The 21,248-nt window shown below is 64.6% G+C and carries 16 protein-coding genes and 1 pseudogene; 13 read left to right on the top strand and 4 right to left on the bottom strand.

What is annotated here, in order from left to right:
- Window positions 1-24 precede the first annotated feature (24 nt).
- Genes PHA81_RS14285 through PHA81_RS14265 form a run of 5 tightly spaced genes read left to right on the top strand, consistent with a single transcriptional unit; the run spans window position 25 to window position 5,609 of the window.
- A complete protein-coding gene (locus PHA81_RS14285; RefSeq protein ID WP_005042355.1) occupies window positions 25-1,425 on the top strand; it encodes an amidohydrolase family protein in 1,401 nt (466 codons plus the stop codon).
- A 59-nt stretch (window positions 1,426-1,484) separates the two neighbouring features.
- Window positions 1,485-2,774, top strand: a complete 1,290-nt coding sequence (locus tag PHA81_RS14280) for a CoA transferase (protein WP_005042357.1) — start codon at window positions 1,485-1,487, stop codon at window positions 2,772-2,774.
- Window positions 2,774-3,736 carry a hydroxymethylglutaryl-CoA lyase gene (locus tag PHA81_RS14275; protein WP_005042358.1) on the top strand — a complete coding sequence of 321 codons (963 nt, stop codon included), beginning with the start codon at window positions 2,774-2,776 and terminating at the stop codon, window positions 3,734-3,736. The genes PHA81_RS14280 and PHA81_RS14275 overlap by 1 nt, the downstream gene beginning before the upstream one ends.
- 56 nt (window positions 3,737-3,792) lie before the next feature.
- Window positions 3,793-5,109: a 3-isopropylmalate dehydratase large subunit gene (locus tag PHA81_RS14270; RefSeq protein ID WP_005042362.1), complete on the top strand. Its 1,317-nt coding sequence runs from the start codon at window positions 3,793-3,795 to the stop codon at window positions 5,107-5,109.
- Window positions 5,106-5,609: a 3-isopropylmalate dehydratase small subunit gene (locus PHA81_RS14265; protein WP_005042365.1), complete on the top strand. Its 504-nt coding sequence runs from the start codon at window positions 5,106-5,108 to the stop codon at window positions 5,607-5,609. Before PHA81_RS14270 ends, PHA81_RS14265 begins: the two co-directional genes overlap by 4 nt.
- A 131-nt stretch (window positions 5,610-5,740) precedes the next feature.
- Here PHA81_RS14265 and PHA81_RS14260 read toward each other — a convergent pair whose 3' ends face one another.
- Both PHA81_RS14260 and PHA81_RS14255 read right to left on the bottom strand, forming a co-directional pair.
- Window positions 5,741-7,540 carry a DEAD/DEAH box helicase gene (locus tag PHA81_RS14260; RefSeq protein ID WP_273837335.1) on the bottom strand — a complete coding sequence of 600 codons (1,800 nt, stop codon included), beginning with the start codon at window positions 7,538-7,540 and terminating at the stop codon, window positions 5,741-5,743.
- A 184-nt stretch (window positions 7,541-7,724) separates the two neighbouring features.
- Window positions 7,725-9,041, bottom strand: coding sequence for a dicarboxylate/amino acid:cation symporter (locus PHA81_RS14255; RefSeq protein WP_005042368.1), 1,317 nt, complete (start codon window positions 9,039-9,041; stop codon window positions 7,725-7,727).
- Between the two features lie 191 nt (window positions 9,042-9,232).
- Between PHA81_RS14255 and PHA81_RS14250 the strand changes: the two genes are divergently transcribed.
- The 3 genes and pseudogenes from PHA81_RS14250 to PHA81_RS14240 all read left to right on the top strand — a co-directional run bounded on the left by PHA81_RS14250 (window position 9,233) and on the right by PHA81_RS14240 (window position 11,624).
- Window positions 9,233-9,547, top strand: coding sequence for an FUN14 domain-containing protein (locus PHA81_RS14250; RefSeq protein WP_005042370.1), 315 nt, complete (start codon window positions 9,233-9,235; stop codon window positions 9,545-9,547).
- 200 nt (window positions 9,548-9,747) lie between these two features.
- Window positions 9,748-10,215, top strand: a pseudogene (locus PHA81_RS14245) (helix-turn-helix domain-containing protein); the annotation flags it as partial.
- Between the two features lie 296 nt (window positions 10,216-10,511).
- Window positions 10,512-11,624 (top strand): iron ABC transporter permease, encoded by a 1,113-nt coding sequence (locus PHA81_RS14240; protein WP_005042375.1) that lies wholly within the window; start codon window positions 10,512-10,514, stop codon window positions 11,622-11,624.
- Between the two features lie 131 nt (window positions 11,625-11,755).
- On the opposite strand, the gene PHA81_RS14235 is transcribed toward PHA81_RS14240, so the two are convergent.
- Complete coding sequence (locus PHA81_RS14235) at window positions 11,756-13,315, bottom strand: aldehyde dehydrogenase family protein (protein ID WP_005042378.1); 1,560 nt, start codon at window positions 13,313-13,315, stop codon at window positions 11,756-11,758.
- A 292-nt stretch (window positions 13,316-13,607) separates the two neighbouring features.
- Window positions 13,608-13,865 carry a hypothetical protein gene (locus tag PHA81_RS14230; protein WP_049910009.1) on the bottom strand — a complete coding sequence of 86 codons (258 nt, stop codon included), beginning with the start codon at window positions 13,863-13,865 and terminating at the stop codon, window positions 13,608-13,610.
- Window positions 13,866-14,854: 989 nt separating this feature from the next.
- Between PHA81_RS14230 and PHA81_RS14225 the strand changes: the two genes are divergently transcribed.
- The 5 genes from PHA81_RS14225 (at window position 14,855) to PHA81_RS14205 (ending at window position 21,153) form a co-directional block, all read left to right on the top strand.
- On the top strand, window positions 14,855-15,253 hold the full coding sequence (locus PHA81_RS14225) for a DUF5805 domain-containing protein (RefSeq protein ID WP_005042382.1): 399 nt from the start codon (window positions 14,855-14,857) through the stop codon (window positions 15,251-15,253).
- Window positions 15,243-16,289: a tyrosine-type recombinase/integrase gene (locus PHA81_RS14220; RefSeq protein ID WP_005042384.1), complete on the top strand. Its 1,047-nt coding sequence runs from the start codon at window positions 15,243-15,245 to the stop codon at window positions 16,287-16,289. Before PHA81_RS14225 ends, PHA81_RS14220 begins: the two co-directional genes overlap by 11 nt.
- A gap of 178 nt (window positions 16,290-16,467) precedes the next feature.
- Window positions 16,468-17,490, top strand: coding sequence for a 5-methyltetrahydropteroyltriglutamate--homocysteine methyltransferase (locus tag PHA81_RS14215; RefSeq protein WP_049909949.1), 1,023 nt, complete (start codon window positions 16,468-16,470; stop codon window positions 17,488-17,490).
- A complete protein-coding gene (locus tag PHA81_RS14210) occupies window positions 17,487-18,557 on the top strand; it encodes a methionine synthase (RefSeq protein ID WP_005042388.1) in 1,071 nt (356 codons plus the stop codon). Before PHA81_RS14215 ends, PHA81_RS14210 begins: the two co-directional genes overlap by 4 nt.
- A 703-nt stretch (window positions 18,558-19,260) precedes the next feature.
- Window positions 19,261-21,153, top strand: coding sequence for a prolyl oligopeptidase family serine peptidase (locus PHA81_RS14205; RefSeq protein ID WP_005042390.1), 1,893 nt, complete (start codon window positions 19,261-19,263; stop codon window positions 21,151-21,153).
- Window positions 21,154-21,248 lie beyond the last annotated feature (95 nt).

The raw sequence follows: 21,248 nt of genomic DNA, 5'->3' as shown, positions 1-21,248 counted from the left end.
CGTACGACCCACTCGAACACAGCCATGACACACGACCTCGTCATTGCGAACGGTACTGTCGTCTCGCCGGAGCAGGGAACCTTCGACGCCGACGTGGCCGCCGACGGTGACGCGATCGCCGCGGTCGCCACTCCAGGAGCGCTCTCCGGTGAGCGCGAGATCGACGCCAGCGGGAAGCACGTCCTTCCGGGGGCCATCGACCCCCACACCCACCACGGCATCTATCGCGGACTCGAAGCCGACGCCGAGACCGAGTCGCGCTCCGGTCTCGTCGGCGGCGTGACCACCATCGGGAACTACTTCCGCCGTCCCGACTCGTACCGCGAGATCATGGACGAGTACGTCGCGGCAGCAGAGGACAACTACTACCACGATTACTTCTTCTCGCTCGGGTTACTCTCGTACGACCACATCGAGGAGATCCCCTATATCGTCGACGAGCTCGGGATCACATCGTTCAAGTGGTACATGAACTACAAGTACGTCGCGCCGGAGAAGTTCGGCGTCGACTGCGAGATGCGCGACGACTGGGGCGACGCGTTCATCCAGGCGCTCGCCGAGCAGGACGTCCCGACGACGCTCGGCCACCACTCCGAGAACGTCGAGATCACCAGCGCGCGCGGCGACAACCCCTACCTCGACGTCGAGACCGACGAGGACGGAGAGCACCGCGACTACGACGCGCTCGTCGAGCAGTTCCCCGGCTACGCCGAGGCCCAGAGCATGACTGCGAGCGGGTCGCTGGCCCGCCAGCACGGCTACGACGACAATTTTTATGCGGTTCACATCTCCTCGGGCCAAACTGCCGACGAGCTGGCGATGCTGCACGACGCGGGCTGGGAGATCACGGGCGAAACGTGTACGCACTACCTCGCGCTGACGACCGAGGAGTGCGACGAGCGCCACAACGTCAACCCGCCCGTGCGCTCAAAAGAGGATCAGGAAACCCTCTGGGAGCGGGTCGCCGACGGCACCATCTCGTGTATCGGCACCGATCACTGTGCCAACCTCGCAGAGGACAAAATCGGCGATGACGTGCCCGACAGCCTGCCTGGCTTCCCGTCGACCGCGACGATGCTCCCGCTCGTCCTCTCGGCAGGCGTCCACGAGGACCGCATCTCGCTGGAGCGCGCGGTCGAGGTCACGTCGACCGACACCGCGAAAGCGTTCGACCTTTATCCGAAGAAAGGCTCGATCAGAACTGGGACCGACGCCGACCTGACGATCGTCGACCTCGACGAGCCGAAGACGGTGACGCCGGAGCTGCTGCAGAGCGCGGCCGACTACTCGCCGTACGAAGGCCGCGAGGTGACCGGCTGGCCGACCCACACGATCGTCCGCGGCGAAGTCGCCTACGAGGACGGCGAGGTCGTCGGCGAACGGGGCCGCGGGACGCATATCGACCGGCCGATCACGGCGGACTGATCGCCCACTGGCGAGCCGATCCGTTTCCGATCGAACGGCGCGACTCATCGATACAACACATGGATGCGAACACGAACAACACCGACGACATGACGGGAAAAGGTTCGAACACAGACATGGACGCCACGGCTGCTGGGGGGAACACGCTCACCGACGGACAGGGACCGCTCGACGGGCTCGTGGTCGTCGAGGCGGGATCGATGATCGCCGCCGGTCAGGTCGGGCGGCTGCTCGCCGACTTCGGCGCGACGGTCGTCAAGATCGAACGTCCCGGAACCGGCGACCACCTGCGTCGCTTCGGCCCGCAAAAGGAGGGAACCGGCCTCTGGTGGAAGTACCTCGGGCGCAACAAACACTCCGTGACGCTCGACCTCTCGGCGGACGCGGGGCGGGCCGTCTTCGAGGACCTCGTGGGCGAGGCGGACGTCCTCGTCGAGAACTTTCGGCCAGGGACCCTCGAAAAGTGGGGGCTCGCGCCGGACGGGTTGCTGGAGCGAAACCCCGACCTCGTGGCGCTGCGCATCTCGGGATTCGGCCAGACCGGCCCGTACGCCGAACGACCGGGGTTCGGCACGCTCGCCGAGTCGATGAGCGGATTCGCTCACCTCAACGGATTCCCCGATCGGCCGCCGCTGCTGCCGCCCACTGGCCTCGCCGACGGCGTCGCGGCGATGTTCTCGACGTTCTCGATCATGTTCGCGCTGTGGCACCGCGAGATGCACGACGGCGGCGGCCAGGTAATCGATACCAGCCTGATCGAGCCCATCTTCTCGTTGCTCGGTCCGCAGCCCCTGCGATACCAGCAGCGCGACGAGATCGAAAAGCGCTCGGGCAACCGCTCGACCTCCTCCGCGCCGCGGAACGTCTACCGGACTCGTGACGAGCGGTACGTCGCTATCTCGGCATCGACCCAGCCGACCGCGATGCGGATCTTCGACGCGATCGACCGACCCGACCTGAAAGACGATCCCCGGTTCGAGACGAACGAACGCCGGCTCGCGAACGTCGACGAACTCGACACGATCATCCAGGACTGGATGGCCGAGCATAGCCGCGAGGAGGTGCTCGCCACGTTCGACGAGACCGGCGCGACCGTCGCACCCGTGTTCAACGTGGCGGACATCGCCGACGACGAGCACTACCGCGCCCGCGAGGCGCTCGTCGAGGTCGAGGACGAGGACCTTGGCACGGGGCTGGTGCAGAACGCGATTCCGAAGTTCAGCGAGACGCCAGGCACCGTCGATCACCTCGGCCCCGAGCTCGGAGCGCACAACGACGCCGTGTACGGCGACTTCCTCGATTACGAGGAATCGTTCCGTGAGGAGCTCGCCGAGAAGGAGGTGATCTGATGGAGCACGGCCCGCTCTCGGTGCCCGACGAGGTATCGGTGGTCGAGATGCTCCCTCGCGACGGGTTCCAGCGTCTCGACGAGTTCGTTCCCACCGATCGGAAAGTCGAACTCGTCGACCGGCTGAGCGCCACCCGAATCGACGAAATCGAAGTCACGTCGTTCACCCACCCGGACGCGGTGCCGACGCTGCGGGACGCCGACGCGGTGGCCGCGGGGATCGAGCGTCACGACGACGTGACCTACCGCGCGCTCGTGCCCAACACGGTGGGAATGGAGCGCGCGGTCGATGCCGAGATGGACAAGGTGAACGCCCTGGTGACGGTGAGCGAGAGCTACAGCCGGAAGAATCAGAACATGACCGTCGAGGAGAATCTCGCCGAGGTCGAGTCGATCGTCGAGATCGCCGCCGAGGTGGGTATTGAGGTCGAGGCAGGGATCGGGACGAGCTTCTACTGTCCCTACGAAGGCAGGATCCCGATGAAGCGTACCCTTGCGGTCGTCGAGCGCGTCGTCGAGGCCGGCGTCGACGAGGTGACGCTCGCGACGACGATGGGGCTCGCCGACCCCGCTCAGATCGCCGCGACGTTCACGGCGGTGTTCGAGCGCTGGCCCGATCTCGACTGTGGGCTCCATCTCCACGACACCAACGGAATGAGCCTCGCGAACACGCTCGTCGCGATGCAGTACGGCGTCGACCGCTTCGACACGTCGGTCTGCGGCCTCGGCGGCGGTGTCGTGCTCCCCGAAGGGATGGTGGGAGTCGGCAACACACCGACCGAGGACCTCCTTCACATGCTCACCAGGATGGATGTCGACGTGGCTGCCGATTTCGAGGACGTGGCAGAGGCGGCCGAAATCGTCGCCGAACAGCTCGATCTCGGCGCGACGAGCCACGTCCTGATGGGCGGAACAGTCGAAGAAGTGTTGGCGACTGTCGCCGACGACCGACCGCAGGACTGACAACCGCGCGCGACCAAACACAAAGTGAGACCGACGCAGCAACCGTTCCCACAATCATGACCGGCAAGACAATCGCGGAGAAGATCCTCTCGGAGAAGGCCGACACGGACGTTCGAGCGGGCGAGTACGTCGAGGCGGACATCGACGTGGCGATGGCCCACGACATCACCGGACCGCTCGCGTTCGAGACGTTCGATGACGTGACCGGCGACGACGCCGAGCTGTTCGCGCCCGAGCGAACGGTGTTCACCATCGACCATCACGCCCCCGCCGACGGCGTCAAGGCGGCGAACAACCACAACGCAGTCCGGGAGTTCGCCGCCGAGCACGGCGCACACCAGTTCGACGTCGGCGACGGCATCTGTCACGCCGTTCTCGTCGAGGAGGGGTTCGTCCATCCCGGCGATCTCGTCGTCGGAGCCGACTCGCACTCGACGACGTATGGAGGGATCGGTGCATTCGGCACTGGCGTGGGTTCGACCGACCTCGGGACCGCGCTCGCGACCGGTGACCTCTGGTTTCGCATCCCGGAGACGAAGCGCTTCGAGGTGCACGGCGACCTTCCGGACGGTGTCTACGCGAAGGACCTCATCCTGAAGTTCATCGGCGATGTCGGCTTCGACGGCTGTACGTACCAGGCCGCCGAGTACGGCGGCGGCGCGATCGAGTCGCTCCCGATCCACGAGCGACTCGTCCTCTCGAACATGGCGATCGAGATGGGCGGCAAGACGGGATTCGTCGAACCCGACGAGCGAACTGCCTCATATCTCGAACACCAGGCGGGGATCGAGTGCGACCTCGACGGACCCACGTCGCCGGACGACGACGCGGTGTACGAATCCATCCACACTTACCAGGCGACCGATCTCGCACCCCAGGTGTCGAAACCCGCGAACCCCGAGAACGCGGTCGACGTCGGTGCGGTCGAAGGGACACCGATCGACCAGCTGTTCGTCGGGACCTGCACGAACGGGCGCTACGAGGACATCAAGCTGGTCGCCGACGTCGTGGAGGGCGAAGAACTCGCACCGAACGTCCGGATGGTGGTCGTCCCCGCATCGGGATCGGTGTACCGCCGAATGTTGGAGACGGGCGTCTTCGAAACGCTCGTCGATGCCGGGGCGATCATCCAGAACGCCGGCTGTGGCCCGTGTGCGGGCTACCACCAGGGCGTCCTCGGCGACGGCGACGTCTGTCTCGCGACCGCGAACCGGAACTTCCCGGGTCGCGAGGGATCGATGGACAGTAGTGTGTACCTCGCGTCGCCGGCAACTGTCGGCGTCTCGGCACTGTATGGCGAGATCACCGATCCGCGCCGTGGCGATCCCCAGCGATACGACGACGTGGTTCTGACCGAGGAGGTGCCGACGTGACGACCGACCTCGATCACGGTCAGGCGTGGACGTTCGGCGACGACATCGACACCGACCAGATCACCCCCTCGCGGTTCATCGTCTCCAGCGACCCAGAGGAACTCGCCGAGCACGCGTTTGAGGACCTCCGCCCAGCGTTCGCGGCAGAAGTCTCGGAGGGCGATTACGTCGTCGCAGGCCACAACTTCGGCTCCGGCTCGTCGCGCGAACACGCCCCGCTCTCGCTCATCGGTGCAGGAGTTTCAGGAATCGTGGCGCAGTCGTTCGCGCGGATCTTCTTCCGGAACGCGCTCAATCTCGGGCTCCCGGTGATGATCTGCCCAGCCGCCGACCAGATCGACGACGGCGACGACGTCAGCATCGACCTCGGCGACGGCTTGGTCCATAATCACACGACCGACGAAACCTACGACGCCGAGCCACTCCCCGAGTTCCTGCAGTCCCTTGTCGACGAAGGCGGACTGAAGGCGTACACGAAGACGAAACTTGGAACGGAGTAGTGCGTCGCAAAGCAGCGGACAGTCGTCCGTTTGCAGCCGTAGAAATATAACTAATTGCTCAGATTAACCCAGTGAGATCGGCGACGAAGCCCGTGCTCGCCCCCGTCCGTCGTCGGTCGATACGCCGATCGCTACGGACCAGTCGGGTCGTTCATCTCGGTCTCGGACAGTCGGACGCCTTTCCCGACGAGGTGGCGGAGCTGCTGGCGGACGAAGTCCTCCTCGCGGGTGCCCCGGGTCGCGAGGACGTACACCCGGGAGTTCCCCGCCGGGCGCATCGTTCGGCCAGCACGCTGGGAGGCCTGGCGGCGCGACCCACCCAGCCCAGAGGCCATGATGGCGACCTCGGCGTTCGGGAGGTCGATCCCTTCGTCGCCGACCCGCGAGACGAGTAGTCGGGATCGTTCGCCACGTCGGAACTCGTCGAACAGCCGCTCACGCTCGGCATGGCGGGTCTCGCCGCTGATGAACGGCACGTCGAGCGCGTCGGCGTACTCGCGACCCTGGTCGAGCCACTCGACGAACACGAGTGCCTTCGCGTCGGGGTGGTCGTCGAGCAAGGAGCGGACGGCGTCGAGCTTCGCGGTGTTCGTGCCGGCGACCTGCCGACGTTCGTGACCCTCGGCGCTCGCGTACTCCTCGCGGTCGATCTCGCTCCCCCACGGCACGTATCGGAGTTCGACCTCGGGCTCGGCGACGAACCCCGCCTCGAACAGCTTCGCCCAGTCGGTGCCGATCGGCGGGCCAATGAGTGTGAATATTTCTGATTCCTTGTCGTCCTCCCGGACGGGTGTCGCTGACAATCCGAGCCGATGCTTGGCCTGGAGATCCGCGCTCCGGCGGAACACCTTGCTTGGAATGTGGTGGACTTCGTCATAGACGATCAGTCCCCACCGGCGTTCGTCGAAGAGCTTGCGGTGGCGGTCCATCCCGGCGGTTTGGTAGGTCGCGATCGTCACCGGCCGGATCGACTTCTCGCCGCCGTGGTACTCGCCGACCTGGTCCGGGTCGAGATCGGTGTGAGTGAGGAGTTGATCGCGCCACTGGCCCGCGAGTTCGCGACTCGGCGCGAGGACGAGCGTCTCGCCGCCGACGTCGGCCAACGCGGCGATCGCGGCGATCGTCTTTCCACTTCCCGGTGGCCCGACCAGCACGCCCGCACCGGATTCGAGGAACTGCTCGACCCACTCGCGCTGGTACTCACGGAGTTCGAGCTCGAGATCGACATCGAGTTCGGCACCCTGTTCGAGATCGCGCTGGTCCTGGACGGGGTAGCCCGCGTCGTAGAGCGTGCGCTTGATCTCGCTTTCGGAGCCTTCGACCACCCAGCTCTCGGTGTCGGTGATCGGTGCGTGGAGGTGGTCGTCGTCGAGGTGCTGGCGGGCGATGTTGCCCATCAGCGACGGATTCGTGGCTTCGAGCACGGTGTACCCGTCGGAATGGGTGGTCAGCGCGAACTGCCGGGCGCGATCCCACTGGCTTTCGATCCACCCCTCCAGATCGGGCGAGCGCTCCGGGAGCACGTCCCGGAGAGTCTGGAGGAACGCGTCGAGATGGTCGTGTGGCGACCACCAGACGTCCTCCTCGCGGATCTCGTAGATGTACGCGCCCTCCCCCGACGAGTCGACGAGGTGGGCGAACTGGGTGAGCTGAGCGCGGGTGAACTGCTCGGGATGTTCGACCACGATCTCGCGGCGCTCCGGAAAGACGACGACGTGCTCGCGGTCGACGAACGCGGCGAACTCGGTCGGGTACCAGACTACAGGGTCGTCCTCCACGTCCGCGTGCTCGATCCAACCCGTTTCGGCCAGCTCGTCGAGAGCGTCGCTTGCCTCGGCGTGCGACCAGTCGAGGGCTCGTGCCATCTCGTCTGCCGTCGCGACGGGCCGACCGAGATCTTCGAGCGCCGCCCGGAACTCCGCCGCCGTCATCGCCGATGCGGAGTCGTTTGCCGTCGGTTCGGCGTCGACCGCCCGTACCGCTGGTTCGACCGCTGTCTCGCTCTCACCCGGCGAATCGTCGTTCGCGTCGGTCACTACTCGAAGGAAGGACGACTGTGAACAAACGGTTTGCGTCTCGATCGCGCTCGCGATGGAGTCCGTTCCTCGATCGGCCTCAGTCGTTCGTGCTGGGAGTTGGCGCGTCCGGCGGGGATCGATCGTCGGCCCACACACCCTCCGAAAAGTCGATCGCGTCGTTGTACTTCGCCGCGAGCGCCGTCACTGCGAGGTCACCGGTCACGTTGTTCGTCGTGGCGATCCGGCCGAGAATCGGGTCGACAGCGGCGACGAACCCGACGACGGTCAGGGGGAGCCCTAGCGCATTGAGGATGATCGTGAGCATGATGAGCCCCGCACCGGGGACCCCTGCAGTGCCGATACTGACGAGGACGACCGTCGCGAGCACCGTCACCTGATCGCCGAGCCCGAGCGGAACGCCGACGACGTTGGCCGCGAAGACCGCCGTGACGGCCTGCCGGATCGCCGCACCGTCCATGTTGATCGTCGCGCCGAGGGGCAGCGAGAACCCGTACACCGACTCGTCGACAGCGAGGTTGTCGCGGGCGTCGGCAATAGTCACCGGGAGCGTGCCGCTCGACGACCGGATCGAAAAGGCGGTCACCATCGCGTTTTTCGCGCCCGAGAGGAAGGCGACGGGCGACTGGCCGAGCAGCCCCACGGTGATGAGTCCGAGGTAGGTCACGCCGATGTGGATCGCGATTCCGAGCGCGACCACGCCGACGAGCGACGCGAGCGAGACGATCCCCGCGATCCCGTTGGTCGCGAGCGACGCCGCGGTCAGCGCGAACACGCCAAGAACGCCGTACTCCATCACGCCCCAGACGATCGCGAACAGCGCCTCGGTGCCGGCGTCGACGAACTCGAAGAACGTCTCGCTCCCCGCTCGCACCCGCTCGTCGTCGGTTCGATCACGAACCCACGCGAGGCCGAGCCCGAACACCACCACGAAGAAGATGATCGAGAGGAGATCGCCCTCCGCCATCGCCCCGACCGGGTTGTCGGGCACGATCCCGAGCACGACTTCGGCGATCGAGGGCGCGCTCGCCGACTCGGCCTCGCCAGGGACGAACTCCTGGCCAGCACCCGGCTGGAGGAGGTTCGCGACCGCGAGACCGATGGTCGCCGCGATCGCGGTCGTCATGATGTAGAGACCCACGACCGTCCCGCCGACGCGGCCGAGTCGTGCGGGCGAGAGACGCTTCATGCCGGCGAGCAGTGTGAAAACGACCAGTGGGACGACGAGCATGTTGAGCAGCGAGAGGAAGAGATCCCCGAGTGGTTGCAGGCGCGTCGCCGGTTCACCGACGACCAGCCCAACGATCGCGCCGAGAACGAACCCGGCGGCGATGCGGTAGACGATGGGGATCGATCGATACGTCTTCGCGATACGACGAAGCGGAGCCAGATTCACGATATCAACAGTTGTCGATCCGGGCACCAACCACTGTCGGTTTCGTCGGAATCCGCCGCCATCTCTGACGCAGCGGCCCGAATCGATCGAATCGACCGACTCAGTCGAGTCGATCGTGATGACTCTCCCGTGACCTGTCGAACGACGGATTATAAGTGCCCCCGTCACGACGGAGGAGACGAAGACACGTGATGGGGTTCGAAACCGCGCTCGGTAATCTCGGCACGGCGTTCGGCGGGAGCGCGCTCGCGGGCGGTGTCACCGGGTTCGCCGCGAAAAAGCTGGCCAAGATCGCCGTCGCGATCGTCGGGATACAGCTGGCGGTGGTCACGTATCTCGACCACCAAGGCATGCTCGACGTCCAGTGGGCGGCGCTCGACCACGCGCTCGCGGGCGCACAGCAAAGCCTCCAGACGGTTCCACCGTGGCTCACGGCGCTCGGCACGACGCTGCCCGTCGGAGCGGGGTTCGTCGGCGGTTTCTTCCTCGGATTCAAGCGCGCCTAAGCGACCGAAAGCCAACGTTCTGGACCTATCTCGCACACCGTTGTCCTGAGAACCCATCGGCAGTCGTCGATGTTTTCGCGAAGAACGGTCGAACCGACGAGATCGTCCAGCATCTGCCCCTCGTGTACTACCGACCGTGAATCTGTATCATCGAAATTCTGTCGTCAGAATTTTCTACCCGGAGCTTGAAGTCGTAATCGATGGACCACCTCGACGACATCTCGATCGAAGAACTCCAGGAAGCGCTCGACGAGGTGAACGCCGCGAAGCCGGCCCAGCGCCTCCTCGCGGCGATCGCGTACAAGAACGGGATCACCCAGACCGAACTCGCCGAGTGGTACGGCGTCCAGCGACGGACGATCTACAGCTGGCTCAAGCGCCTCGACGACGGGCCACTCGATCAGGCCGTCGTCGACGCGCCACGCTCCGGCCGGCCGCGGAAGCTCACCACGAAGCAGCGCCAGGAGTTCGAGGCTGCCCTCCACGAGTCTCCCACCGAAGTCGGCTACGACGAACCGGCGTGGACGCCGGCGCTCGTCGGCCGGTTCGTCCACGACGCGTTCGGCGTCGAGTACTCCGAACCGAGCTGCCGCCGACTCATGAAAGAGGCGGGCCTCGAATACCGCGTGCCGCCACGGCCGCCCGCCGGGGCAGGATCGGAGGATGAATCCGACGATCGCGGCAGCGGACAGTGGACGCCGTAGTTCCTTTCGGCCCGACGACTGTTTGAGCGAATCGATCTCTCCACGAGGTGCGGTCGATTCGGGTGCGTGTCGCACGATGTGATTAGTTCTACCGGGCTGCATCGATCATTACACCGTCGTTGACTTCGACCGTCGTCGAAACCCGAAGGCGTTATATCTGATTAGGGCAGCCTAAACCGTATGATGAACGACGAGCGCTCGCGTGTCCTTCTCGGCAACGACACAGTGGGCTCGGGTGGATCGGGTGATCGGTGGTTCGTATGACCGAGAACACGCGTCAGGACGATCATGCGGCTGGCGATCGGCAGTGGCTGGAGTGGATCGATGGCTCGCTCGCCACGCTCATCCTCGGCAGCATCGCGATCGTCGTCGTCGCCGGGCTCGTTCAGGTCAGCTTCGGCGCGTACTCGATGACGATCGCACAGGCGTGGGGGGCCGTCTTCAACCCCGAGGTAATCTTGAATCCGGCAGCGCTCGAGGCGTTCCTGCTCGGCGGCGAGGTGCCAGAGATGGGACGACGGAGCCTGATCGTCTGGAACATCCGTCTGCCGCGGGTGCTGGTCGCGGTGCTCGTCGGGATGAACCTCGCGGTCTCTGGCGCGATCTTCCAGGCAGTCACCCGGAACGAGCTCGCGAGCCCGTTCATTCTCGGCGTCTCGTCGGGTGCGGGGCTGATGATCCTGCTCACGCTCGTCGTGTTCAGCGGACTGTCGGCGTTTCTGCCGTTGATCGCGTCGCTCGGCGGGGCGGTCGCGTTCCTGCTCGTCTACGCCATCGCGTGGAAGGGTGGGACCTCACCGGTGCGGCTGGTGCTCGCGGGCGTGATCGTCTCGACGATGTTCGGCTCGCTCCAGACCGCGATGTTCTTCTTCGCCGACGACATCGGCGTGGTTCAGGAGGCGATCGCGTGGACCACCGGATCGCTCACGGGCACCGACTGGGCGCAGGTTCGGATGGCGCTGCCGTGGTCGGTGGTGGCGATGGTGCTCGCGCTCGCGAGCGCACGCCAGCTCAACGTCCTCCTGCTCGGCGAGCGGACCGCGAAATCGCTGGGCATGAGCGTCGAGAAGGTCCGCTTTGCGCTCTCGGGTGTCGCGATCCTCGCGGCGTCGGCGAGCATCGCGGTCGCAGGGATCGTCGGCTTCGTGGGGCTGATCGTTCCCCACGTCGTTCGGAACATCGTCGGCAGCGACTACAGGCGTCTCGTCGTCGGCTGTGTGTTCGCCGGTCCAGCCCTGATGGTCGCCGCCGATGTCGGGGCGCGGCTCGCGCTGAATCCGGTCCAGATCCCCGTCGGGATCGTCACCGGCCTGGTCGGCGGCCCGTACTTCCTCTACTTGATGCGAAAACAGCAGGAACTCGGCGAGCTCTGACCGCAACCGAACAGTCCCGAGAACGAAATCACGTCACCCTCGGTTGCATCCGCATCTCGTCTCAGCCCGAGATCCCCTCGTAGCCGTCGGTTCGAGAACGCTGTCCCGAGTACCCCTCGACTGGAGGCGTGTTAGAACGGGTACTCCCGGGGCTCGTTCTGGACGGAGATCCACTTCGATCGAGTGACCTCTTCGAGCACGTATTCGCCGTTGAACCGACCGATGCCCGAGGCCTTGTAGCCGCCGAACGGAACGTGCGGCTCGTCGTTCACCGGCTGATCGTTGACGTGAACCATTCCGGCGTCGATTCGGTCGGCGATCTGCTGGGCGCGACCGACGTCGTTTCCGTACACCGACGCGGCGAGCCCGTACTCGGTGTCGTTCGCCAGTTCGATGGCGTCGTCGGTGGCGGTGAACGGAATCACCGGTGCGACCGGTCCGAAGTGTTCGTTGCACGCTGCCGCCATCTCGTTCGTCGCTCCCGAGAGCACCGTCGGGAGCACGAACGGTCCAGTGGCGTCGCCGAGTGTGGTCTCCGCGTCGAGTTCTCCTGCCCGTGTCGTGCCCTCGATATCGTCGAGCGAAACGGCCGCACCGCCGGTTTCGAGCGTTGCACCTGCCTCGACCGTCTCCTCGATGTAGCCGAGCATCTGATCGCGCTGGCTCTCGTTGATGATCGGTCCGATGACCGTGTTTTCCACGGTGGGGTCGCCGACGGGGAGGGAGTTCGCCTTCTCGGCGAGTGCGTCGACGTAGTCATCGTAGAGCGACTCGTGGACGAGATGGCGGTTGATCGAGATGCAGATCTGCCCCTGATGGAGGAACGTGCCGAACGCGCCAGCGTCGACCGCTTTCTCGACGTCAGCGTCGTCGAGCACGACGTGTGGACCGTTCCCACCGAGCTCCATCGCGGGATACGCGAGGTGATCGACCGCCTGCTTTGCGACCCGACGGCCGACGGCCGTCGATCCGGTGAACGCAATGACGCCAGCGGCGGGATGGCCAGCCATCCGATCGCCGATCTCCGATCCGCGTCCCGGAACGACGTTGAGGAGCCCATCGGGAAGCCCGGCTGCCTCGAAGACGCGCGCGATGAGCAAGCCGCCAGTGATCGGCGTGTCGGATGCGGGCTTGAGAACGACGCCGTTTCCGGCCGCGAGCGCCGGCGCGACCGCCCGTATCGAGAGATGCAGCGGGAAGTTCCACGGCGAGATGACCCCGACGACGCCGACCGGCTCGCGTTTGACGAAGTTCTGCTTGCCGTCGATGTTCGATGCGCGGTGATCGCCGGAGATCCGCGTTGGAAAGCTCGCGGCCTCCTGTGTGATGCCGGCGGCGCTCTCGAACTCGCTCGCCCCCTTTATTTTCGCCGCCCCGGATTCGACGGCCAGTAGTTCGATGATGCTCTCGCGATTGTTCCGAAGTACCTCCACCGCACGGGAGACGACGGCCGCGCGCTCGCCGGGCGACCGCTCCGCCCATTCCGCCTGAGCAGCTGTGGCGGTCTCGTAAGCCTCGTCGATGTCATCGACGGTTCCTTTCGGCACCGTGGCGATCTGTTCGTGTGTTGCCGGGTTTTCGACCACGAGCGAATCGTGGTCGGTCGGCGAGTGTTCGCCGTCGAGATAGAGTCGATTCCACTCCGCATCGACCGAAATGTCAGACTGCTCTGCCTGTGTCGACTGCGACATGGAATCGTCTACGGGCTTGACGTGGATGTACCGGCGGAATGCGGTCCGTGTTGCTCGTTCCGACTCGGATCGCTGCGTCCAGCTCGAACGGAGAGCAGCGTCGCCCCCGCGACGCTAGAACTGTGCTCGCGAGTGGTGTACGTGACTGTTCGGGCTCGTTTCCCCATCGTTGGTCGGTGCTGATTCTGTCGGGCTGAAGTGAGTGAAGATTGACGATCTGTGGCCGAGGACTTTGTATCGCGGTATAAGATTCATGAGTTGTGGCTCGAACACTCGTGGATCGAATCGGGAGCTACTCTGACTCTCGTTGGGACTGGTTCAGGATCGCCTGGGTGACGAAATGACGCTTCGAGACCGGCGAGTCGAACTCGTAGTCGAGGTCGTCGAGCGTTGCCTCGACCGTGGTCGCGAGCGCGAGCGCGTCTTTGACCGCCGCCGAGCGCGAACCAGCGTGTTCGGGACCACAGTAGAGTGCATCGTCGAATTCGTCGAGAACATCGTCGTCCGACCCGATCCAGACGCCGATCGTGGTACCGTCGTTGCTCGCCATGTCGACCGAGCGATCCACAGGGAGAAAATCCCTCCGAAGGTAGTCTCGAAGACACAGATCTGGAATCGGATCCCGACAGCCCCATTGAATCACGGGCTCTCGGCGATCCACGTGCCAGCGGTGAACGCGACGAGCCACGGCAAGCTCACGGGCTATTTCGGGTGAACCAGTCGTATGATTGCTTCGAGTGGACGAACAATCGTGAACATCAGGTGGTGCGGCTACACCCGATGTTGTAGAGCCGTATTAGATAGTCGATCACCGCGTCGGCCGCGGGGGCAGGACTCCGCTGTGAACTTCTGGATCGGGGTGTTGTCATACGAGTGCTGCTCCAGTCAGGGATCGTAACGAGCAACTCGCCGCGATCCACAGGGCGGCACCTGGTCCCGAAACCCGAGGGAGCCCGCGAGGATGCGATGAACTCGTGAATCACTCGTTGGGACCCGTAGGAGCTCTCGAAGGTTCTCGACCTCCGTGCTGTCCAGGTAAGCTGAGAGTAATGAGAGGGCTTCGCACCCTCGATGCCAGAGACTCGCTGCCGCTCGGGAGAGTGATGTCCACTCGTGATCTCGAAACCGTGATGTATTTCCGACGATTCGTCGGAAGACCTCCAGTCACCCGAGATGACGAGAGATATCTCCGGCGTCCCTTTGATCACGATCTTCGGTCGTGTCGCTCCGTTCAACTTCTCTCGGCACGGTCCCTTCGACCAGCGCCGAGTATCCAAACGTCAGTGATTCCAAAACCGTGTGATTTAAAACACTGGATGTTCAGCATCCCGTGACTCTCCACGACACGCCCACCGCGAATCGACACATGATCCTGCAAGCCTGCAAGGATTTGCTGCAAGGGGAATCGTTTTTGGCCTGCAAGGGCGCGCGAAAATCGCTGTACTGCGGAGGGGTTGGCCATTCCACCCTCTGAGAGATAAGAGACTTTATCGACTGAGCGGCGGAACATTGATGGCGAAAGGATTCGTTGTTTGGCCAATGACCGATGGCGCGGATACCGACCGGAAAGAAGTCAGAGTGAGCGTTTCGGCACACCAGAAAGCGCGGTGGCGCGAGCACGCCGATGAGTTGGGTATGAACCAAAGCGAGTTCGTTCGGACGATGACACAGGCCGGTCGGCGTGGCTTCACCGTCAGCCCCGATGAAGCCGAACGAACGGATTCTGAGGACGAAACCCCTGGGGTTGATGGCCTCGAAGACCGGGTCTTCGACGTTCTCGACGACGACTACTGTTCGTGGGACGAGCTCGTCGAAGCGCTCACCGAGGACATCGAGGGACGCCTCGAAACCACACTTCAGCGCCTCCAACGCGAGAATCGAGTCGAGTACAGCGGACGCCACGGTGGCTACAGCCTCACGAACACCGATGGCGACTGAGGCTGCCGGTGTGGACGATCCGATCGGTTACTTTCTCCAGGACCTCGAGTACCACGGGCGTTCGGAACGGACACAGGAGGCCTACGAGCGTGTTCTCCGGCAGTTCGAGGGGTTTCTCGCGGATTCCGACCAGTGCCCGGGTGGTCCATTTACACCGGACGAAGCCGGACAGCGCGAGTGTATGGCCTGGGTGCACTCGATCCGCGCCGAGCACAGGCAGAGTACGATAGCGACCTACGCATCGTATCTGCATCGGTTCTACACCTACATGATACAGGTCGAGGTGTTCGAATCGAACCCGATGGCGCTCGTCGTCGAGGAGATGGACGAAACCATCGAGAAAGACCCCCAGCGACGCGACGTGTCGGTGTCCGAAATGCGCCGATTCGTCGACGAGATCGTTCACCCACTCGATCGGACGGTGATCGTGACGTTGCTGAAAACCGGAATGCGCGTCGGTGAGCTCTGTAACCTCGATCTACGAGACCTCGCGATCGACGACGAGGATCTCGAAGCAGTCCACACCCTCGGTGGACGAGGGCAGCTGAACGGACGGGCCGGATCGATCTACGTCGCGAGCGACGTGGGCCGCGGGGACATCATCAACGGCGAGAGACGGCGTGCGGCGAACAAACGGCGACGCGCGACGACACTCCCGGTCGACGACGAACTCCACGGGACCCTCCGTCGGTGGCTCGCCGTTCGACCCGACGCCGTCTCGGATGCCGACCCGCTGTTTCTCAGCACGCGAGACGACTGGGGGCACCGTCTCACGCCACCGATGGTACGCTCGATCGTCTCGAAGTACGCGCGCGCGATGGACTGGTACCACACCGGCGGTGGCGCGACCGAGAACGTCACACCCCACTACTTCCGGCATTTCTTCACCACGCACCTCCGGGATCGCACCGGCGACCGCGGCATCGTGAAATACCTCCGTGGCGACGTCGCCGACGATATCATCGACACCTATACCCACAACTGGGGCGATCGCGTTCGCGAGGTCTACGAGGAGAACATCTATCAGATCATGTGAACGAATTTCGACCTCAACGTGCCTGGCGAACAACGCATAAATTCTATACCGCTATATTGATCTAGAGGGGTGAGCTAACCATCCGCCGCTCCTGTCCACCGTAGGCCGAGACGAATGATTACTGCAGAGCATTAAATAGAGTAGTAAATATTAAGCAGCGTCATTCCGTGGGCTGTGTATGTCCGAATTTGTGGCGACGACGCCAGGCGTGTTTCCGCTGCCCGATTGGGCGAAGGATCGGCTGGGAAGCCTGAAAGGCCACCAGAAGGAGGATCTGATCGATGGCGAGGAGACCGGTGAGATCGCCGACGCCTACGACGAGGCGCGTGCGGAGGTCGCCGACTGGCAGGCGACTGCCGGCCTCGATCGCGTGGTGGAGGGGCAGCTCCGGTGGGACGATATGCTCGCCCATCCGCTGTGTGTCCACGACGCGGTCGAGACTCGCGGGATCGTCCGGTACTACGACAACAACAACTTCTACCGCGAGCCGGCGGTCACCGGCGAGTTGACCTTCGACGGCGACCTCGCGGACGACCTCGACCACTTCGCGGCGCTCGACGGTGTGTCCGAGTCACGCCAGGCGGTCGTTCCCGGTCCGTACACCCTCTCGGATCTCGCGACCGACGAGTTCTACGGCGACCGGGCGGCGTTTCTCGACGCGACCGCGGAGTTCCTCACCGGCGAAATCCGGGCCTTTCCCGACTGTGAGACCCTGTTCGTGCTCGAACCGTCGCTGGTCACGAACCCGCCCGCGGACGGTCTCGACGAGCGCGCGAGCGACGCGATCGACCGGGTAGCAGGGGCGACCGACGCCGACGTGGTGGTGCAGACCTACTGGGGCGCGCTGGAGGAGAAGGTCCACGCCCACCTGCTCGACGCCGACATCGACGCCGTGGGGTATGACTTCGTGACGAACCACGAGGAGAACCTCTACAACATCAACGAGTACGGCACGAAAGAGTCGATCGCGCTCGGCCTCGCCGACGGCCAGAACACCAAGATCGAGGACGGCGAGACGATCACCGAGCGGATCGAGTGGGTCACCGAGAACGTCCCTGCGGCGGAGTTCGAGACGGTCTACGCCACCACGAACACCGAGCTGTTCTACCTGCCGGTGAACAAGGCGAAAGCGAAGCTCGCAGCGCTCGCCGAGGGCGCCGCACTCGCTGGCGCTGACGCCGATGAGGAGGTGAACGCATGACTCGCGAGCAGTTCCGGCCCGACGACCACCCGAACGAGCAGTTCATCCTCTCGACCGTGGTCGGCAGCTATCCCAAGCCCAAGTGGCTCGACCGCGTGCGCGAGCGCTACGAAGAGTCCGACGACTTCGACGACGCGAACTGGGCGGAGGCGACCGACGATGCTTCGCGGCTCATCACCCACGAGCACGAGCGCGCGGGGCTCGACGCCGTGGTCGACGGCGAGATGCGCAGAAACGAGATGGTCGAATACTTCGCCGAGCGGATCGAGGGCTACGAGTTCAATGGCCCGGTCAAAGTCTGGGGGCACAACTACTTCGACAAGCCCTCGGTCGTCGAGGAAGTCGAGTACGACGACTCGTGGCTGGTCGACGAGTTCGCGTTCACCGACGACGTCGCCACCAAACCAGTCAAGGTCCCGATCACCGGACCGTACACCCTCGCGAGCTGGTGTTTCAACGAGAGCTACGACGACGACCGGGCGCTCGCGCTCGATCTCGCGGACCTCGTGAACGAGGAGATCGGGAAGCTGGTCGAGGCGGGCGCGCGCTACATCCAGATCGACGAGCCCGCGCTCGCCACCACGCCCGACGACCACGCGATCGTCGGCGACTGCCTCGATCGGATCGTCGCCGGACTGCCCGACGACGTCCGAATCGGGCTCCACGTCTGCTATGGGGACTACTCCCGGATCTATCCCGAGATCCTCGAGTTCCCGATCGACGAGTTCGATGTCGAGCTCGCCAACGGTGACTACGAACAGCTCGACGTGTTCAAGGAGCCGGAGTTCGACCTCGATCTCGCGCTCGGCGTCACCGACGTCCACGTCGCCGAGGTCGAGTCCGTCGAGGCGATCGAGGCGAACATCGAGAAGGGTCTGGAGATCGTGCCACCGGAGCGTTTGACCGTGAGCCCCGACTGCGGCGTGAAGCTCCTCCCGCGCGAGGTGGCCTACGGCAAGATGGCGAACATGGTCGAGGCCACCCGGAACGTCGAGCGCAAACTCGACGACGGCGAGATCGACGCGCGGGCGCTCCGCGAGGGTGCGACCGCGAGCGCCGACGACTGACCGATCAAGGATTCTGTCACCGCTGATCGGCGACTCCTGCCCTTCGCGGTTGGCGCGCGCTCGCGCTCGTGTGCGAGTGAAACGAGCACCGAGCGCGGATCGGCGTGCGAGGGATGAGCGAGTGAGCGAAGTGAACGAGCGAGTGGGTTGGGGAGGCGTGTGGACGGTTGGGGTGCTGTGCTGTTTCTCATTGGTGTCGGCATCGCAGCGGTCACGACGACAGCGACGGCTACCGAAACAACCGCAACTGCGGCCGTGATCGGTTCGAAAGCCCCGACTGGCTCAGGTTCTGCTCGCGGGCCGTAGGCCCGCTCGCACGGCCCGAGGGAGCTTCGCTCCCTCGCTGTCGCCGGCGCGAAGCGCCGGCTGCAAGAGGTTCCGAAGGAACCTCTCTGCCCGGGACTCGCTATCGTTCGAGAGACACCTCCGACGTCTCTCGAACCACGCCCCTCACCCCGCTCGTTGCACTCGCTCGGCTGGGGTGCTTGCCGGACGAGACTCGCTCCCCCGTCTCGCTGGCTCCCGATCGCGTCGCTCACGGGAACGTCCTCCGGGTTTCTTGAACCAGTCGCCCCTTTCATTCCCTTCCGTGCGGTTTCTCGGTGAGCCATCGCTCATGGCCACACGGATCAAGAACGATAGCAGAGTTTCTTGCCGGATTGCCGAGAAGATTTTTAACCCAGTGGCGAAACGATAATGAACGATGACCGACCCCGACGACGTGCTCGAATCCCTCGCCAGTCTCCCGAGCTTTCACCACCCGATCGCCACCGAGGACGGCGATCAGGTCGCTTTCTACTACGACGAATCGGGCCGGAATGAACTTCACATTCTCGACGTCGAGACTGGCGAGCATCGCCAGATCAGCGACGGTGAAGTGCCGCGCAACGCCCGATGGGGCGTCGAGTGGAGCGCCGACGGCGACCGGGTGTTCTTTCACCTCGACGAGGACGGCAACGAGCAAAACGACATCCACGCCATCGACGTGGGCGGAGCTACTGCGGGCGAGACCGAGCCGGTCGTCGAGATGGACGGCCAGGTATCTCTCGCTGACGTTGGCGACGACGGCGACACGCTCCTCTTGGGGTCAACCCGCGACGGCCAGATGAACCTCTATCGCCACGACCTCGCGGCCGACGAAACCGAGAAGATCACCGACTACGAGCGCGCGGCGTTCGGGGGACTCCTCTCACCCGACTGCGAGCGGATCGCCTACGCCACCAACGAATCCGACGACTTCGACAACATGGACGCCTACGTCGCCGACGCCGACGGATCGAACCCCCGCAATTTGGGGATCGGCGAGACCGGCGCGGAGTCCGTCCACGCCGACTGGGGGCCCGACGGCGAGTCGCTACTGGTTTCGGATAACACCGAGGACGTCGGACGGTGTGGGGTGTACGACTTCGAGAGCGAGGACGTGACATGGTACGGTGACCTCACGGCCGAGGAGTCACCGGTTTGTTTCCTGCCTGACGGCGAGCGATTCCTCGCGCTCCGGATCCGCGAGGCGGCGGTGATGCCGCTGGTGTACGACTGCGAGACCGGTGAATCGCGCGAACTCGACCTACCGGACGGCGTCGCAACCTTCCCCGGGGAAGCGGTGCTCGACGACGATCGCGTCCTCGTGGTACACACGACGTCCGACCGGCGTCCCGAACTGGTGGCCTACGACCTCAAAACGGATGCGTACGAGACTCTCCTCGAGGGAGAGTACGGGGAGTTCGACCTCGATGGGTTCGCCGATGCGGAGTATTTCACCTTCGAGAGCGCTGGCGACACCGAATCCGGGCCGGCCGCCGCGTGGACCGGCGACAACGAGACTCTGGAGATCGGTGCGCTGCTCTATGACTCGGGCGAACGCCCCTCACCGCTGATCGTCAATCCCCACGGCGGCCCGCGCGGGGCGGACGTGAAACGCTTCAACCCCCGGACCCAGTTCCTGCTCAAACGCGGCTACAGCGTGCTCCAGGTCAACTATCGCGGCTCGGCTCACTACGGCCGCGAGTTCGCCCAACTCCTCTACGACGACTGGGGCGGCGGCGAGCAGGCCGACATCGCGGCGGCGACTCGACTCGCATCGGAGTACGACTGGATCGACGACGACCGCGTCGCCGTCTACGGCGGCTCCTACGGCGGCTACAGCGCCTACTGTCAGATGACGATGTATCCCGACCTCTACGACGCCGGCATCGCGTCGGTCGGACTCACAGACTTGGAGGATATGTACGAGAGCACGATGCCGCACTTCCGGACCGAACTCATGGAGAAGAACCTCGGCACGCCCGAGGAGAGTCCTGAAATTTACGACGAGCGCAGCCCCGTCAACTACGCGGAGAATCTTTCGGCCCCGCTCCTGATGGTTCACGGCGTGAACGACCGCCGTGTGCCGGTCTCGCAGGCCCGCATCTTCCGGGACGCGCTCGACGACCTCGGCTTCGAGGAGGGCGAAGACGGCGAGTACGAGTACGAGGAGCTCGGCGAGGAGGGCCACGGCTCCTCGGACATCGACCAGAAGATCAGGACGTACCAACTGCTCGACGGTTTCCTCGACCGCCGGCTCGGCGGCGCGAAAGCCGAGGGAACAACGGACTGACGTTCGGCACTATTCGAGCAGCGATCGCACCGCACGCCGACGGCGTCCCGGTTCCTTGTGAAACCGGCCATCGAAACAAGAGGTTTATGTTGCCG

The organism is Halococcus sp. PRR34 (assembly GCF_028617175.1).
GTDB lineage: Archaea > Halobacteriota > Halobacteria > Halobacteriales > Halococcaceae > Halococcus > Halococcus salifodinae.
The sequence above is the reverse complement of the archived record's forward strand: the minus strand, read 5'-3'. Positions and strand labels throughout refer to the sequence as shown.